Here is a 15,663-nt window from a genome sequence, read left to right as displayed (position 1 = left end):
ATGCCTATGATAGAATATATAAGGTGAAAGAGAGCGATTACAGATGCTAATTGGTACTCAAATAAAATGCAATAAAGAAAATAATGTGACGGGGTGTGAGAATCTTGAATGATGTTGTACAAGTTCCTGTTACGGATGTAAAGGGGATCGGAGGAGAAACATCTGAGTTACTACATGAGATGGGGATTTATACAGTTTCTCATCTATTAGAACATTTTCCGTACCGTTATGAAGATTATGCGATGAAAGATCTTGCTGAAGTAAAGCATGATGAACGTGTAACGGTTGAAGGGAAGGTTCATAGTGCTCCTTTGCTGCAATATTATGGTAAGAAGAAATCGCGTCTAACAGTTCGTGTTCTCGTCGGTCGTTATTTAATTACGGCGGTATGTTTTAATAGGCCTTACTATAAGCAAAAATTAACGTTAGATGAAACGGTAACGATTACTGGTAAATGGGATCAACATCGTCAAACAATTGCTGTATCAGAACTTCATTTTGGGCCAGTTGTACGTCAACAAGAAGTGGAGCCAGTTTACTCAGTAAAGGGGAAACTTACAGTAAAACAGATGCGTCGTTTTATTGCTCAAGCGTTAAAGGAATATGGAGATTCTATAGTCGAAGTGTTACCGGATGGTTTGTTAGGCCGGTATAAATTATTACCAAGATATGAAGCACTTAAGGCTTTGCATTTTCCGGTAGGACAGGAGGATTTAAAGCAAGCGCGTCGCCGTTTTGTATATGAGGAATTTTTCTTATTTCAGCTGAAAATGCAAACGCTGAGGAAAATGGAGAGGGAAAATTCAAAAGGGACGAAGAAAGAGATTCCGTCAGTAGAATTACAAGAATTTATCGATGCACTGCCGTTTCCGTTAACGGGTGCGCAGCGCCGAGTTGTAGATGAAATTTTAAAAGATATGACATCTCCTTATCGGATGAACCGACTATTACAAGGTGACGTTGGTTCTGGGAAAACAGTTGTTGCTGCGATTGGCCTTTATGCATCGAAATTAGCTCATTATCAAGGTGCTTTAATGGTTCCTACAGAAATTTTAGCTGAGCAACATTATCAGTCGCTTGCTGAAACGTTTTCGCATTTTGGTATGAAGGTGGAACTGCTAACAAGTTCTGTTAAAGGTGCGAGACGACGAGACATTTTAGCGAAGTTAGAACAAGGAGAAATAGATATTCTTGTTGGAACGCACGCTTTAATTCAAGATGAAGTTATATTTCATAGGTTGGGTCTCGTTATTACGGATGAACAGCATCGATTTGGTGTAGCGCAGCGCCGAGTTTTACGGGAGAAAGGTGAAAGTCCAGATGTATTATTTATGACAGCGACACCAATTCCGCGTACGCTTGCAATTACTGCATTTGGAGAGATGGATGTTTCAATAATCGATGAGATGCCAGCAGGGAGAAAGGTGATTGAAACATACTGGGCAAAACATGATATGTTAGATCGCGTCCTCGGTTTTGTTGAGAAGGAGATAAAAAAAGGAAGACAGGCATACGTTATTTGTCCTCTAATTGAAGAATCTGAGAAACTTGATGTGCAAAATGCTATCGACTTACATAGTATGCTGACGCATCATTACCAAGGGAAATGCCAAGTTGGATTGATGCATGGGAGATTATCGTCTCAGGAAAAAGAAGAGATAATGGGACAGTTTAGTGAAAATAAAGTGCAAATTCTTGTATCGACAACAGTTGTTGAGGTTGGTGTGAACGTACCGAATGCGACTGTGATGGTTATTTATGATGCAGAACGTTTCGGTTTATCGCAGCTTCATCAGCTTAGAGGGCGTGTCGGGCGTGGTAGTGAACAATCATATTGTTTATTAATAGCAGACCCTAAATCAGAAACAGGAAAAGAAAGAATGCGCATAATGACTGAAACAAATGATGGATTTGTATTGTCAGAAAAAGATTTAGAATTACGAGGTCCTGGAGATTTTTTTGGGAGTAAGCAAAGTGGCTTACCGGAATTTAAGGTTGCTGACATGGTACACGATTATCGAGCGTTAGAAACAGCAAGGCAAGATGCGGCGATACTAGTAGAGTCAGAAGCATTTTGGCACAATGATCAATACGCTGCCTTGCGTACGTATCTTGATGGGACAGGTGTGTTCCAAGGAGAGAAGCTCGATTAAAGGGAGTCAACAAAAAAATTGTTGCATTCTACTTTCAATGATTATATACTACTGTTAGTACCTAGTCATAAAAATGGATGGTGCGGTATGAAGAAAAGAAGAAGTAAAAAAGAAAGACAAGAATTATTACAACAAACAATCGAATCAAATCCTTTTATTACGGATGAAGATTTAGCGGAAAAATTTCAAGTGAGTATACAAACAGTACGACTGGATCGTATGGAATTGTCTATTCCTGAATTAAGAGAGAGAATTAAACATGTAGCTACAAAGCAACATGAAGAAGATGTGAAATCTTTACCGTTAGAAGAGGTTGTCGGAGAAATTATTGATATTGAATTAGATAGACATGCAATCTCTATCTTTGAAGTAAAGGTAGAACATGTATTTAAAAGAAATCAAATTGCCCGTGGGCATCATCTGTTTGCGCAAGCAAACTCACTAGCTGTTGCGGTTATTGATGAAGAATTAGCTTTAACTGCAAAGTCTACCATTCGATATATTCGCCCTGTAAAATTAGGAGAGCGTGTTGTTGCAAAAGCGCGTGTTGAAGACGTAGAGAATGATAAGGGACGGACGGTTGTCAAAGTGCGTAGCTTCGTTGGAGAAGAACTTGTTTTTACAGGCACTTTTGAAATGTATCGATCTAGTAATTATAGTGAGGAAGGTAACAACTTATGAAAATCGCAATAGATGCAATGGGCGGAGATCACGCTCCGAAGGCTGTAGTATTAGGGGCAATGAAAGCTATTAAGGAATATTCTGATTTACATATTACGTTAGTAGGGAAAGAAGAGGAAATTCGTCAATACTTAACGAGTGATGAACGAATTACTATTCTTCATACAGACGAAAAAATAGAATCGACGGAAGAACCAGTAAGAGCGGTTCGTCGAAAAAAACAAGCTTCAATGGTACTTGCGGCACAGCAAGTAAAGGATGGAGAAGCAGACGCTTGTATATCCGCAGGTAGCACAGGAGCTTTAATGGCAGCTGGATTATTTGTTGTCGGTCGTATGGAAGGAATTGAGCGACCAGCTTTATCGCCTACAATGCCAACTGTAGATGGAAAAGGTTTTGTTATGTTAGATGTTGGAGCAAATGTTGATGCAAAACCAATTCATTTATATCAATATGCAGTAATGGGATCTGTTTATGCTGAGAAGGTAAGAGGAATTGAAAATCCTCGTGTTGGACTATTAAACGTTGGAACAGAGGATGGAAAAGGAAACGAGCTTTCAAAGCAAGTATTTGCAATGCTTAAGGATGCGCCAATTAATTTCGTTGGGAACGTTGAATCGAGAGATTTATTGCAAGGTGTAGCAGATGTTGTTGTATGTGATGGTTTTACAGGGAATGTAGCGTTGAAATCATTAGAAGGAACAGCACTTGCGCTATTCTCTATGTTGAAAGAACAACTAATGAGTTCGTTTACGAGCAAATTAGCAGCGGCGGTATTAAAGCCAAAACTTATGGTATTAAAAGATAAAATGGATTATTCGGAGTATGGGGGAGCTGCATTATTTGGATTGAAAGCACCTGTCATTAAGGCTCACGGTTCTTCTAATGACCAGTCGATATTTAGTGCGATTCGTCAAACGAGAGAAATGGTAGCGAAAGAAGTAATTCCTACAATTTCAAGCGTAATGGAGAAAGAGTCACTCCAATAAGAGGAGGATTTGAAATGGGAAAAATAGCATTTCTTTTTCCAGGCCAAGGTTCACAGGCAGTTGGAATGGGTAAACAATTAGCAGAGAATAATAAAGAGGTTGCAAAAGTGTTTGCAAAAGCAGATGAGGTGTTACAAGATTCACTTTCAGAAGTGATTTTTGAAGGACCGCAGGAAAAGCTTACATTAACAACAAATGCTCAGCCTGCATTATTAACAACGAGTTTTGCTATTTTGACAGCTTTGAAAGAGTATGACATTACACCTAACTTTGTCGCTGGTCATAGTTTAGGTGAATATAGCGCTCTTGTAGCAGCTGGTGCATTAACTTTTGAAGATGCTGTATATGCTGTAAGGAAACGTGGCGAATATATGGAAGAAGCTGTTCCAGACGGGGAAGGTGCGATGGCAGCTATATTAGGTGCTGACCTAGATATGCTGAAACAAGTTACAGAAGAAGTAACAAGTGAAGGATATGCAGTGCAAATCGCTAATATGAATAGTACGAAGCAAATTGTGATTTCTGGAACGAAGCAAGGTGTAGAGGTTGCTTCTCAAAGAGCGAAAGAAAATGGTGCAAAGAGAGCAATTCCACTAAAAGTAAGTGGGCCTTTCCATTCTTCACTTATGAAGCCGGCAGCTGAGAAGTTCCAAAGTGTTTTAAATGAAATTACAATTCATGACACGAATATTCCTGTTATTGCAAATGTTACAGCGGATGTTATTACACGTGGTGCTGACATTCAAGAAAAGTTAATCGAACAGCTTTATTCGCCTGTATTATGGTACCCGTCTATTGAATGTATGGTGCAGCAGGGAGTAGATATATTTATTGAAATTGGACCTGGAAAAGTACTTGCTGGACTTATGAAGTCGATTGATTCATCAGTGAAAGCATATGCGATATATGATGAAGAGACATTAAAAGATACCATTTCAAATTTGAGAGGAGAAAACTGATGTTAAAAGGGAAGGTAGCATTAGTAACTGGCGCTTCACGTGGAATTGGTCGCGCGATTGCGATCGATTTAGCGAAACAAGGGGCAAATGTAGTAGTGAATTATGCAGGTAATGAACAAAAAGCAAATGAAGTAGTAGATGAAATTAAGAAATTAGGTTCTGATGCAATTGCGGTAAGAGCAGATGTTGCAAATGCTGATGATGTTACAAATATGGTGAAACAAACAGTAGATACATTTGGACAAGTTGATATTCTTGTAAATAATGCTGGTGTAACAAAAGATAATTTATTAATGCGTATGAAAGAAGAAGAATGGGATACAGTTATTAATACAAACTTAAAAGGTGTATTCTTATGTACAAAAGCAGTATCTCGCTATATGATGCGTCAACGTCACGGTAGAATTATAAATATCGCTTCGGTTGTTGGTGTTATAGGAAACCCAGGGCAAGCTAATTATGTTGCTGCTAAAGCGGGTGTTATTGGATTAACAAAAACATCTGCAAAAGAGTTAGCAAGTCGAAATATTACAGTGAATGCAATTGCGCCGGGCTTTATTGCGACTGATATGACAGATGTACTAGATGAGAATATTAAAGCAGAAATGTTAAAAGTTATTCCAGCTACTCAATTTGGTGAAGCGCAAGATATCGCGAATGCTGTAACGTTTTTTGCTTCTGATCAAAGCAAATATGTTACAGGTCAAACGTTAAATGTTGATGGCGGTATGGTAATGTAATAAAAGAATCGATTTCACCTAGTTTTTTTGGTCAATATTTAATATAATATTTGAGGGGAGGTGAATGGAATGGCAGATGTTTTAGAGCGCGTAACAAAAATCATCGTTGATCGTTTAGGAGTAGAAGAGACTGAGGTAGTACCAGCTGCAAGCTTCAAGGAAGATTTAGGAGCAGACTCCCTAGATGTAGTAGAACTTGTAATGCAATTAGAAGATGAATTCGAAATGGAAATTTCTGATGAAGATGCTGAAAAGATTGCTACTGTTGGCGATGCTGTGACTTACATAGAGAGTCATCTATAATGCTTAAGTGAAGTCCCGTTTTTTAGCGGGGCTTTCTGGCTTATATCTGGAGGGACCTATGCCGTACCGAAAATATAGAGAAAAAAAATACGAAACAAAATATCGTGAAGCATTTAAAGTGTTTCAAGAAAAGATAGGTATTACGTTTACAGATGAAAAATTATTGATTCAAGCATTTACGCATTCATCGTATGTGAATGAGCATCGAAAAAAACCGCATGAAGATAACGAGCGTCTTGAATTTCTTGGAGATGCAGTATTGGAACTTACTGTATCGCAGTATCTGTTTCAAAAATATCCGACAATGAGCGAAGGAGAGTTAACAAAACTACGTGCAGCTATTGTATGTGAGCCATCTCTTGTTCGTTTTGCGAACGAATTGTCATTTGGTAGCCTTGTTTTATTAGGAAAAGGTGAAGAAATGACAGGTGGACGTGAACGACCAGCTTTATTAGCGGATGTCTTTGAAGCGTTTATTGGTGCCCTTTATCTTGATCAAGGGTTAGAAACAGTTTGGGAATTCTTAAAAGAAATTGTATATCCGAAAATTAATGAGGGTGCTTTTTCTCATGTGATGGATTATAAGAGTCAGTTACAAGAATTGATTCAGCGTGATGGTAGTGGCAATGTTGAGTATCAAATTTTGCAAGAAAAAGGACCAGCTCACAATCGAGAATTTGTGTCACGTGTTACGTTAAATAACGTAGCTTTAGGTCTTGGTAGTGGTAAGTCGAAAAAAGAAGCAGAGCAACAAGCTGCTGCAGAAGCATTGAAAAAATTAAAAGAACAACTATAAGGAATCCCCCTTTGAATGAGGGGGATTCCTTATGCATAGAATGAAACTTTCTTTTTGTTTGTGAATAAAAGGAAGGGAAATCCGTATGATAGCTCGTTTTTGTATAGATAACAGTTATAGCAACGGAGAATAGGAGGAAGGCCTTTCGTGTTTTTAAAAAGATTAGAAATAGCAGGATTTAAGTCTTTTGCTGAGCGTGTATCTGTTGATTTTGTCCCAGGTGTAACTTCTGTAGTAGGCCCTAATGGAAGCGGGAAAAGTAATATTACTGATGCGATTCGCTGGGTACTTGGTGAACAATCTGCAAAATCATTACGTGGTGCAAAGATGGAGGATATTATTTTTGCAGGCAGTGATACGAGGAGAGCGGTTAATGTTGCTGAAGTAACAATAACTTTAAATAATGAAGATCAACGTTTACCAATTGAATACAATGAGGTGTGTGTAACACGTCGTGTATCTCGTTCAGGTGATAGTGATTTTTATATTAATAAACAATCATGTAGATTGAAAGATATTATCGATTTATTTATGGACTCTGGTATGGGAAGAGAAGCTTTTTCAATTATTAGCCAGGGGAAAGTGGAAGAGATTTTAAGTAGTAAGTCAGAAGAGCGTCGAGGTGTATTTGAAGAAGCGGCAGGCGTACTGAAATACAAACTTCGCAAAAAGAAAGCTGAAGGGAAGTTAGCAGAAACACAAGAAAACTTAAATCGTGTACAAGATATAATTCATGAATTAAGTAGTCAAGTAGAACCTTTAGAAAGACAAGCTTCTATTGCGAAAGATTATCTTGAGAATAAAGAAGAATTAGAGAAAGTAGAAGCTGCGCTTATTGTACATGAAATTGAAGAATTGCATGAGAAATGGGAAGCGCTTCGAAATCAGTTTGGGCATAATAAAGACGAAGAAGCTAAAATGTCAACGGATTTACAAAAAAGTGAAGAAGAGCTTGAGGAATTACGAGGACAATTACAAGCGGTAGATGAGTCTGTAGATTCGTTGCAAGAAGTACTTCTTCTTTCTAGTAAAGAGCTAGAAAAACTAGAAGGACAGCGCGAGTTGTTAAAAGAGAGAAAGCAAAATGCTACGACGCATTGTGCGCAACTTGAGCAGTTAATTGTTGAATTAACAGAGAAAGCTAAAAGTTACGATGGTGAAATTGCGTCAAGTACAGAAGCTTTAATGCAATTTGTGAATGAAGTAAAAGAGTTAGAGCAAAAATTGCATGATAATGAGCAACTACTTGCTACTTTTGCTGACAATTTAGAGGAACAGATTGAGAATTTAAAAGGTGACTATATTGAACTTTTAAATCAACAAGCTAGTCATCGCAATGAATTATCTATGATTGAAGAACAATCTAAACAGCAAACGTCTAAAAACGAGCGGCTGGATGAAGAGAATGCGAAATATGTAGAAATGCGTATGGAAATTACAGCGAAAAAGACGAAACTTGTAGAAAATTACGAACAAGTGAAAGAAAAAGTAGCTGGCATCCTCTCAAACATACAGAAGACAGAGGCGGCGCTCGGGAAATGTAAGACGCAGTATAGTGAAAATGAAACAAAACTGTATCAAGCATATCAATTTGTGCAACAGGCACGTTCTCGAAAAGAAATGCTTGAAGAGATGCAAGAAGATTATTCTGGCTTCTATCAAGGTGTACGTGAAGTATTGAAAGCTAGAGAAAATAGGTTGCAAGGTATCGAGGGTGCTGTTGCGGAACTGTTAACGGTACCTAAAGAATACGAAGTTGCAATGGAAATCGCTCTAGGTGCAGCGATGCAGCACATTGTTGTACAAACAGAGGAACATGCTCGTAATGCAATTGCATTTTTAAAGCAAAATAAACATGGGCGTGCAACGTTTTTACCACAAGCTGTTATTAAAAGTAGGTCGTTATCATTTGAGCAATTACGCATTGTAAATCAACACCCATCGTTTGTAGGTGTGGCGGCAGAACTTGTGCAGTACAATAATAAATATGAAAATGTAGTTTCAAATTTATTAGGTACTGTTATTGTTGCGAAAGATTTACGCGGAGCAAATGAGTTGGCGAAACAACTGCAATACCGTTATCGCATTGTAACAATCGAAGGGGACGTAGTGAATCCTGGCGGTTCTATGACTGGTGGAGCGGTAAAACAAGCGAAATCTTCTTTATTAGGACGCCAACGTGAACTGGAAGAGTGGACTCGCAAGTTAACTGATATGGAAGAAAAAACAACGAAGTTAGAAAACTTTGTTAAAGCAGTAAAACAAGAGATTCAAGAAAAAGAAGTGAAAATACGCGAACTAAGGCAAACTGTAGAAGCAGAGCGTGTAGATGAGCAGAAATTAAGAGAAGAGATTAATCGTTTAGAATTAGAAGAACATCGTATTAATGACCGCTTGTCTATTTATGATTTAGAGATTGAAGGTTTTTTACAAGATCGAGTAAAAACACAAGGGCGTAAAGAGGCGTTAGAAGGGATTTTAACGAATCTTCAAGCTGATATCACAGAGTTAGATAGTAAAATTGTAGCTTTAACAAAACAAAAAAGTGAGCAACATTCTTCAAAAGAAAAAGTTCAAAAAGAAATGACTGAGTTAAAAGTGCTGGTAGCTGAAAAGCAACAACGCTTATCTAATCAAAAAGAAAAAGTTGAACGATTTACGAAGGAAAAAGAAGAAACGGATGCGACACTTGTAAAAACGAAAGAGGATTTAGCTTTCTTAAAACAAGAAATGACATCTAATTCAAGTGGTGAAGAGCAAATTACGAATATGATTGAGAAGAAAGCGTATGATCGTAATCAAACTTCAGAATTAATTCGCTCTCGTCGCGAACAACGTGTCTCGTTGCAAGAGAGAGTAGAACATTTAGAGCGTAATTTGAAAGAAACGACAGGTAAACATAAATATATTATTGAAATGTTGAAAGATCAAGAAGTGAAAATAAACCGACTTGATGTAGAGTTGGAAAATAGATTACAACATTTACGTGAAACATATACGATTTCATTTGAAGCGGCAAAACTAAAATATACAATGACAATGCCTGCAGAAGATGCGCGTAAGAAAGTAAAATTAATCAAATTATCCATAGAAGAGTTAGGTACAGTGAACCTAGGGGCAATTGATGAATATGAACGCGTAGCGGAGCGTCATACATTTTTACTAGAGCAGAGAGACGACCTAGAAGAAGCGAAAACGACATTGCACCAGCTTATTACCGAAATGGATGAAGAAATGAAAAAACGCTTTTTTACTACGTTTGAAGGCATTAGAATGGAGTTTCAATCGGTATTCTCTGAGTTATTTGGAGGCGGAAGAGCGGATTTAGTAATGACTAATCCAGAGGATTTACTAAATACGGGTATTGATATTGTAGCACAACCGCCAGGGAAGAAATTGCAGAACTTAGGTTTACTTTCAGGTGGAGAGCGTGCTTTAACGGCAATTGCGCTTTTATTTGGTATTTTAAAAGTGCGCCCAGTACCGTTCTGTGTACTAGATGAGGTAGAGGCCGCCCTTGATGAAGCGAATGTAGCTCGTTTTGCACAGTATTTAAAGAAATTTAGTGATGAGACGCAGTTTATTGTAATTACACATAGAAAAGGTACAATGGAAGAGTCTGATGTGTTGTACGGTGTAACAATGCAAGAATCAGGGGTATCTAAACTTGTTTCGGTTCGTTTAGATGCCGGAGAAGAACTTATTGCAAGTGAATAGGAAGGATGGGAAAGTATGAGTTTTTTTAAAAAACTAAAAGAAAAAATTTCAAAACAAACGGATACAGTTACAGAGAAATTTAAACACGGATTAGAAAAAACTAGAAATTCATTTGCGGATAAAGTGAATGATTTAGTGTATCGTTACCGTAAAGTGGACGAAGATTTCTTCGAAGAGTTAGAAGAAATCTTAATCGGTGCAGACGTTGGCGTCGCAACGGTAATGGAATTAATTGATCAATTGAAAGAAGAAGTACAACGTCGTAACATTCAAGATCCAAAAGAAGTACAAGCTGTTATTTCAGAAAAACTAGTAGGAATTTACAAAGGTGACAGAGATTTTAGTAACGAAATTAATATGCAAGAAGACCAATTAACGGTTGTTTTATTTGTTGGTGTTAACGGTGTAGGAAAAACGACGACAATTGGTAAACTGGCGCATAAGTTTAAATCAGAAGGTAAGTCAGTCTTATTGGCGGCAGGAGACACATTCCGTGCTGGGGCGATTGAACAATTAGAAGTATGGGGCGATCGCGTTGGTGTAGAAGTGATTAAACAAGGATCTGGATCTGATCCAGCGGCGGTTATGTATGACGCTGTACAAGCTGCAAAAGCACGTAAGGTAGATGTATTACTATGTGACACAGCAGGACGCTTGCAAAATAAAGTAAACTTAATGAAAGAGTTAGAGAAGGTGAAGCGTGTAATTGAGCGTGAAGTACCAGGTGCTCCTCATGAAGTATTGCTTGTTATTGATGCAACAACAGGACAAAACGGTTTAAGCCAAGCGAAAACATTCCGTGAAGCAACGAATGTAACAGGTATTGTTTTAACGAAGTTAGATGGAACTGCTAAAGGTGGTATTGTATTAGCGATTCGTAACGAAATTGATGTACCGGTGAAGTTTGTTGGATTAGGAGAGCAAATGGATGACTTGCAGCAGTTTGATCCAGAACAATATGTGTATGGTTTATTTGCGAACTTAGTAGAAACAGAAGAAGCGTAAGCGAAAGAAGCGGTATTTCCGCTTCTTTTTCTATAAAAATATATGATGTTAAGAAAAAAACTTGACACTCTTTTGGACTCCATGTAAACTAACTTATGTAAAGGGAAATCACTTAACAAAGGATGATCCAACATGCTCGAAAAAACAACGAGAATGAACTATTTATTTGATTTTTATCAATCGTTGTTAACGCAAAAACAAAGAAGTTATATGTCGCTTTATTATCTAGATGATTTATCTCTTGGTGAAATTGCGGAAGAATTTGATGTAAGTCGCCAAGCCGTGTATGATAACATTAAACGGACTGAAGCGATGCTTGAAGAATATGAAGAAAAATTAGTATTACTTCAAAAGTTTCAAGAGCGACAGCGACTTGTTGCAAAGCTAAAACAGCTAATCAGCGAAGAAGAGCATGTGAATGAAGAAATGAAACAAGTTGTTGAAGCTATCGAAAAATTAGATTAGGAGGGCGGCAATATGGCATTTGAAGGATTAGCCGACCGACTTCAACAGACAATGCAAAAAATCCGCGGCAAAGGAAAAGTTTCTGAAGCCGATGTGAAAGAAATGATGAGAGAAGTTCGTCTAGCTCTTTTAGAAGCAGATGTTAACTTTAAAGTAGTAAAAGATTTTGTGAAGCGTGTGTCTGAACGTGCTGTCGGACAAGATGTAATGAAAAGTTTGACACCTGGACAACAAGTAATTAAAGTTGTACAGGAAGAACTTACAGAACTTATGGGCGGAGAGCAAAGCAAAATTGCTGTTGCTAATAAGCCACCGACTGTTATTATGATGGTTGGTCTGCAAGGTGCGGGTAAAACAACGACGACAGGTAAGCTTGCGAATTTGCTTCGTAAAAAGCATAATCGTAAACCGATGCTTGTTGCAGCGGATATTTACCGTCCAGCAGCGATTAAACAGCTTGAAACATTAGGGAAGCAATTGGACATGCCTGTATTTTCTTTAGGAGATCAAGTAAGTCCTGTTGAAATTGCGAAACAAGCGATTGCAAAAGCAAAAGAAGATCATCATGATTATGTTTTAATCGATACAGCGGGTCGCCTGCATATTGATGAAGAACTAATGGATGAATTAGCGAAAGTTAAAGAAGTTGCGAAGCCGGATGAAATTTTCCTTGTTGTCGATGCGATGACGGGACAAGACGCGGTAAATGTTGCACAAAGTTTCCATGAACAGTTAGGTTTAACAGGTGTTGTATTAACGAAATTAGATGGTGATACCCGCGGTGGTGCTGCATTATCTATTAAGGCTGTAACAAACACACCGATTAAATTTGCTGGTATGGGTGAAAAACTAGATGCAATTGAAGCGTTCCATCCAGAGCGTATGGCATCCCGTATTTTAGGGATGGGCGATGTCTTAACATTGATTGAAAAAGCGCAAGCTACAGTTGATGAAGAGAAAGCAAAAGAACTTGAGCAAAAAATGCGTACGCTTTCGTTTACGCTTGACGATTTCCTAGAACAACTTGGACAAGTGCGTCAACTTGGACCGCTTGATGAATTGTTAGGAATGCTTCCTGGTGCAAATAAAATTAAAGGGCTGAAAAATGCGCAAGTTGATGAAAAACAAATTGGGCATATTGAGGCAATTATTCGTTCTATGACTAAATTAGAACGAGAACAACCGGAAATAATCAATGCTAGTCGCAAAAAGCGCATTGCCAAAGGTAGCGGTACAACTGTACAAGAAATCAATCGTCTAATTAAGCAATTCGATGACATGAAAAAAATGATGAAGACGATGACGGGAATGCAAAAAGGCAAGAAAAAAGGACTAGGTGGATTGAAGTTTCCATTCATGTAAGGAAAAAAAGATGGCTCTGTTAAGAAAAAATACTTTACAAAGCAATAGTCTTTTTGCTAATATAATTATCTGTGTGAAATAAATTCGGAGGTGCTTTATAAATGGCAGTTAAAATTCGTTTAAAACGTATGGGAGCTAAAAAAACTCCTTTCTATCGTGTAGTTGTTGCAGATTCTCGTTCTCCTCGTGACGGACGTTTCATTGAGGAAATCGGAACTTACAATCCAGTTGCTCAACCAGCTGAAGTTAAGATCGACGAAGAAGCAGCATTAAAATGGTTAGGAAATGGTGCTAAACCATCTGATACAGTTCGTAACTTATTCTCTAACCAAGGTATCATGGAGAAATTCCACTTATCTAAACAAGGTAAGTAATTGAGGCAATGACTATGAAGAAGTTAGTCGAGACGATTGTCAAGCCTCTTGTCGATCATCCTGAAGATGTAAAAGTTACACAGGAACTTTGCAACGGAGAGATAAAGTATCGATTAACTGTACATCCTGAGGATGTTGGAAAAGTCATTGGAAAGCAAGGGAGAGTTGCGAAAGCGATTCGAATGCTCTTGTATTCAGTGGGACATCATAATGATGAAAAAGTAACACTGGAAATTCAATAAACGTAAAAAGGGCGAGGAGTTATTCCTCTCCCTTTTTTAACATTTAAATAGAGATTGCATGTTCCATCTATGAAATGGAGATGCTTAATTTATATAGAAACCAGGGGTGACATACTATTTATGACAAAGTGGTTTAACGTAGGGAAAATTGTAAATACTCATGGAGTAAGAGGAGAAATCCGTGTGATTTCTCGTACTGATTTTCCAGAAGAGCGATATAAAGTAGGAAACACGCTATACATATCGAATGAGAAAGACACAGACTATCTTCCAGTGAAGGTAACTTCTCATCGCCAACATAAGACATTCGATTTATTAACATTTGAAGGATATAACAATGTAGATGAAGTAGAGAAGTTTAAAGGTTCTTTAATAAAAGTACCGGAAGAGCAGTTAGGTGAACTTGCTGAAGGTGAATACTACTATCACGAAATTATTGGTTGCAGCGTTGTAACGGAAGAAGGAGAAGCGCTAGGGACAATCAAAGAGATTCTCTCTCCTGGTGCAAATGATGTTTGGGTGATTAAACGTCCGAAGGGTCAAGATCTCTTAATTCCTTATATTGATGACGTTGTACTTCAAGTTAATATTGAAAATAAATTAGTAACCATTCATGTAATGGAAGGATTGCTATAATGAAAATTGATATTTTAACGTTGTTCCCAGACATGTTTACCGGTGTATTTGGATCTTCTATATTAAAGAAGGCACAAGAAAAGGAAGCGGTAAACCTTCGTGTTGTTAACTTTCGTGATTATACAACAAGTAAGCATAATAGCGTAGACGATTATCCTTACGGCGGAGGAGCTGGTATGGTGCTTACTCCTCAGCCTATTTTTGACGCTGTAGAAGATTTGACGAAAGAGACAGAGCGTAAGCCGAGAGTTGTCTTAATGTGTCCGCAGGGCGAAAGATTTACGCAGAAGAAAGCGGAAGAGCTTGCAGGGGAAGAACATTTGATCTTTGTATGTGGGCATTATGAAGGGTATGACGAACGAATTCGTGAGCATCTCGTAACGGATGAGATTTCTATTGGTGACTATGTATTAACGGGCGGAGAATTAGCTTCTATGGTTATTACTGATAGTGTTGTACGTCTCTTGCCAGGCGTGCTAGGAAATCATGCTTCACAAGTAGAGGATTCGTTTAGTACAGGTTTATTAGAGCATCCTCATTATACACGTCCGGCTGATTTTCGTGGTATGAAGGTACCGGATGTATTAATGTCAGGGAATCATAAAAATATTGACGAATGGCGACATAAGGAATCTTTGCGCCGTACGTATACGCGTAGACCTGATTTGTTAGATGATAGAGATCTATCTAAACAAGAGAAAAAATGGCTTGAGGAAATAAAGCGAGAGCAGTAATAACTTCATATATTTGCTATTGCAACAGGCCTAGTAATATGCTATTATAACATTTGTGCTACTGAAATCAGTAGCCGTATTAACGATGTTCCGCTGTAATTTATTAAGACTTTATAAGAGCATCTGTTTAAAGGAGAGAATTTAATATGCAACAATTAATCGCAGAAATTACAAAAGGCCAATTAAAAACTGACCTTCCTTCATTCCGTCCTGGTGACACTTTACGTGTACACGTAAAAGTTGTTGAGGGAACTCGTGAAAGAATTCAGCTTTTCGAAGGTGTTGTAATTAAACGTCGTGGTGGCGGAATTAGTGAAACATTCACAGTTCGTAAGATTTCTTACGGTGTAGGTGTTGAGCGTACATTCCCAGTTCACACGCCAAGAATCGCGAAAATCGAAGTACTTCGCCGTGGTAAAGTACGTCGTGCTAAGTTATACTACTTACGTAACCTTCGCGGTAAAAAAGCACGTATTAAAGAAATTCGATAAGACATGTATGGGAGCT

At 38.0% G+C, this 15,663-nt stretch carries 16 protein-coding genes; all 16 read left to right on the top strand.

What is annotated here, in order from left to right; genetic code table 11:
- Positions 1-104: 104 nt before the first annotated feature.
- The 16 genes from recG to rplS all read left to right on the top strand — a co-directional run bounded on the left by recG (position 105) and on the right by rplS (position 15,647).
- Positions 105-2,153 carry an ATP-dependent DNA helicase RecG gene (gene recG / locus CN409_RS14135; protein ID WP_001000822.1) on the top strand — a complete coding sequence of 683 codons (2,049 nt, stop codon included), beginning with the start codon at positions 105-107 and terminating at the stop codon, positions 2,151-2,153.
- A gap of 87 nt (positions 2,154-2,240) precedes the next feature.
- Positions 2,241-2,834, top strand: a complete 594-nt coding sequence (gene fapR, locus CN409_RS14130; RefSeq protein ID WP_000747349.1) for a transcription factor FapR — start codon at positions 2,241-2,243, stop codon at positions 2,832-2,834.
- Positions 2,831-3,823, top strand: a complete 993-nt coding sequence (plsX, locus tag CN409_RS14125) for a phosphate acyltransferase PlsX (protein WP_000684100.1) — start codon at positions 2,831-2,833, stop codon at positions 3,821-3,823. The genes fapR and plsX overlap by 4 nt, the downstream gene beginning before the upstream one ends.
- Before the next feature lie 14 nt (positions 3,824-3,837).
- Positions 3,838-4,782, top strand: coding sequence for an ACP S-malonyltransferase (fabD, locus tag CN409_RS14120; RefSeq protein WP_000515907.1), 945 nt, complete (start codon positions 3,838-3,840; stop codon positions 4,780-4,782).
- Positions 4,782-5,522 (top strand): 3-oxoacyl-[acyl-carrier-protein] reductase, encoded by a 741-nt coding sequence (fabG, locus tag CN409_RS14115; RefSeq protein ID WP_086390353.1) that lies wholly within the window; start codon positions 4,782-4,784, stop codon positions 5,520-5,522. The genes fabD and fabG overlap by 1 nt, the downstream gene beginning before the upstream one ends.
- A gap of 69 nt (positions 5,523-5,591) precedes the next feature.
- Positions 5,592-5,825, top strand: coding sequence for an acyl carrier protein (gene acpP / locus CN409_RS14110; protein ID WP_000786062.1), 234 nt, complete (start codon positions 5,592-5,594; stop codon positions 5,823-5,825).
- A 58-nt stretch (positions 5,826-5,883) separates the two neighbouring features.
- On the top strand, positions 5,884-6,621 hold the full coding sequence (gene rncS / locus CN409_RS14105; RefSeq protein ID WP_001146875.1) for a ribonuclease III: 738 nt from the start codon (positions 5,884-5,886) through the stop codon (positions 6,619-6,621).
- Positions 6,622-6,768: 147 nt separating this feature from the next.
- Positions 6,769-10,338: a chromosome segregation protein SMC gene (gene smc / locus CN409_RS14100; RefSeq protein ID WP_081143607.1), complete on the top strand. Its 3,570-nt coding sequence runs from the start codon at positions 6,769-6,771 to the stop codon at positions 10,336-10,338.
- Between the two features lie 15 nt (positions 10,339-10,353).
- Positions 10,354-11,343, top strand: a complete 990-nt coding sequence (gene ftsY / locus CN409_RS14095; protein WP_097981358.1) for a signal recognition particle-docking protein FtsY — start codon at positions 10,354-10,356, stop codon at positions 11,341-11,343.
- Between the two features lie 132 nt (positions 11,344-11,475).
- Positions 11,476-11,808, top strand: coding sequence for a putative DNA-binding protein (locus tag CN409_RS14090; RefSeq protein WP_000891062.1), 333 nt, complete (start codon positions 11,476-11,478; stop codon positions 11,806-11,808).
- Positions 11,809-11,820: 12 nt separating this feature from the next.
- Positions 11,821-13,170: a signal recognition particle protein gene (gene ffh, locus CN409_RS14085; RefSeq protein WP_000863460.1), complete on the top strand. Its 1,350-nt coding sequence runs from the start codon at positions 11,821-11,823 to the stop codon at positions 13,168-13,170.
- Between the two features lie 101 nt (positions 13,171-13,271).
- Positions 13,272-13,544 carry a 30S ribosomal protein S16 gene (gene rpsP, locus CN409_RS14080; protein WP_000268748.1) on the top strand — a complete coding sequence of 91 codons (273 nt, stop codon included), beginning with the start codon at positions 13,272-13,274 and terminating at the stop codon, positions 13,542-13,544.
- Between the two features lie 14 nt (positions 13,545-13,558).
- Complete coding sequence (locus CN409_RS14075) at positions 13,559-13,786, top strand: KH domain-containing protein (protein ID WP_000737393.1); 228 nt, start codon at positions 13,559-13,561, stop codon at positions 13,784-13,786.
- Between the two features lie 120 nt (positions 13,787-13,906).
- The gene (rimM, locus tag CN409_RS14070) at positions 13,907-14,422 is read left to right on the top strand and encodes a ribosome maturation factor RimM (protein ID WP_000170272.1); all 516 of its coding nucleotides are present in this window, start codon (positions 13,907-13,909) and stop codon (positions 14,420-14,422) included.
- Positions 14,422-15,156, top strand: coding sequence for a tRNA (guanosine(37)-N1)-methyltransferase TrmD (gene trmD / locus CN409_RS14065; protein WP_000686901.1), 735 nt, complete (start codon positions 14,422-14,424; stop codon positions 15,154-15,156). The genes rimM and trmD overlap by 1 nt, the downstream gene beginning before the upstream one ends.
- A 146-nt stretch (positions 15,157-15,302) precedes the next feature.
- On the top strand, positions 15,303-15,647 hold the full coding sequence (rplS, locus tag CN409_RS14060; RefSeq protein WP_001186516.1) for a 50S ribosomal protein L19: 345 nt from the start codon (positions 15,303-15,305) through the stop codon (positions 15,645-15,647).
- Positions 15,648-15,663: the final 16 nt, after the last annotated feature.

The organism is Bacillus sp. AFS012607, assembly GCF_002558005.1.
GTDB lineage: Bacteria > Bacillota > Bacilli > Bacillales > Bacillaceae_G > Bacillus_A > Bacillus_A thuringiensis_S.
This window is presented reverse-complemented; position numbering and strand designations above follow the sequence as displayed.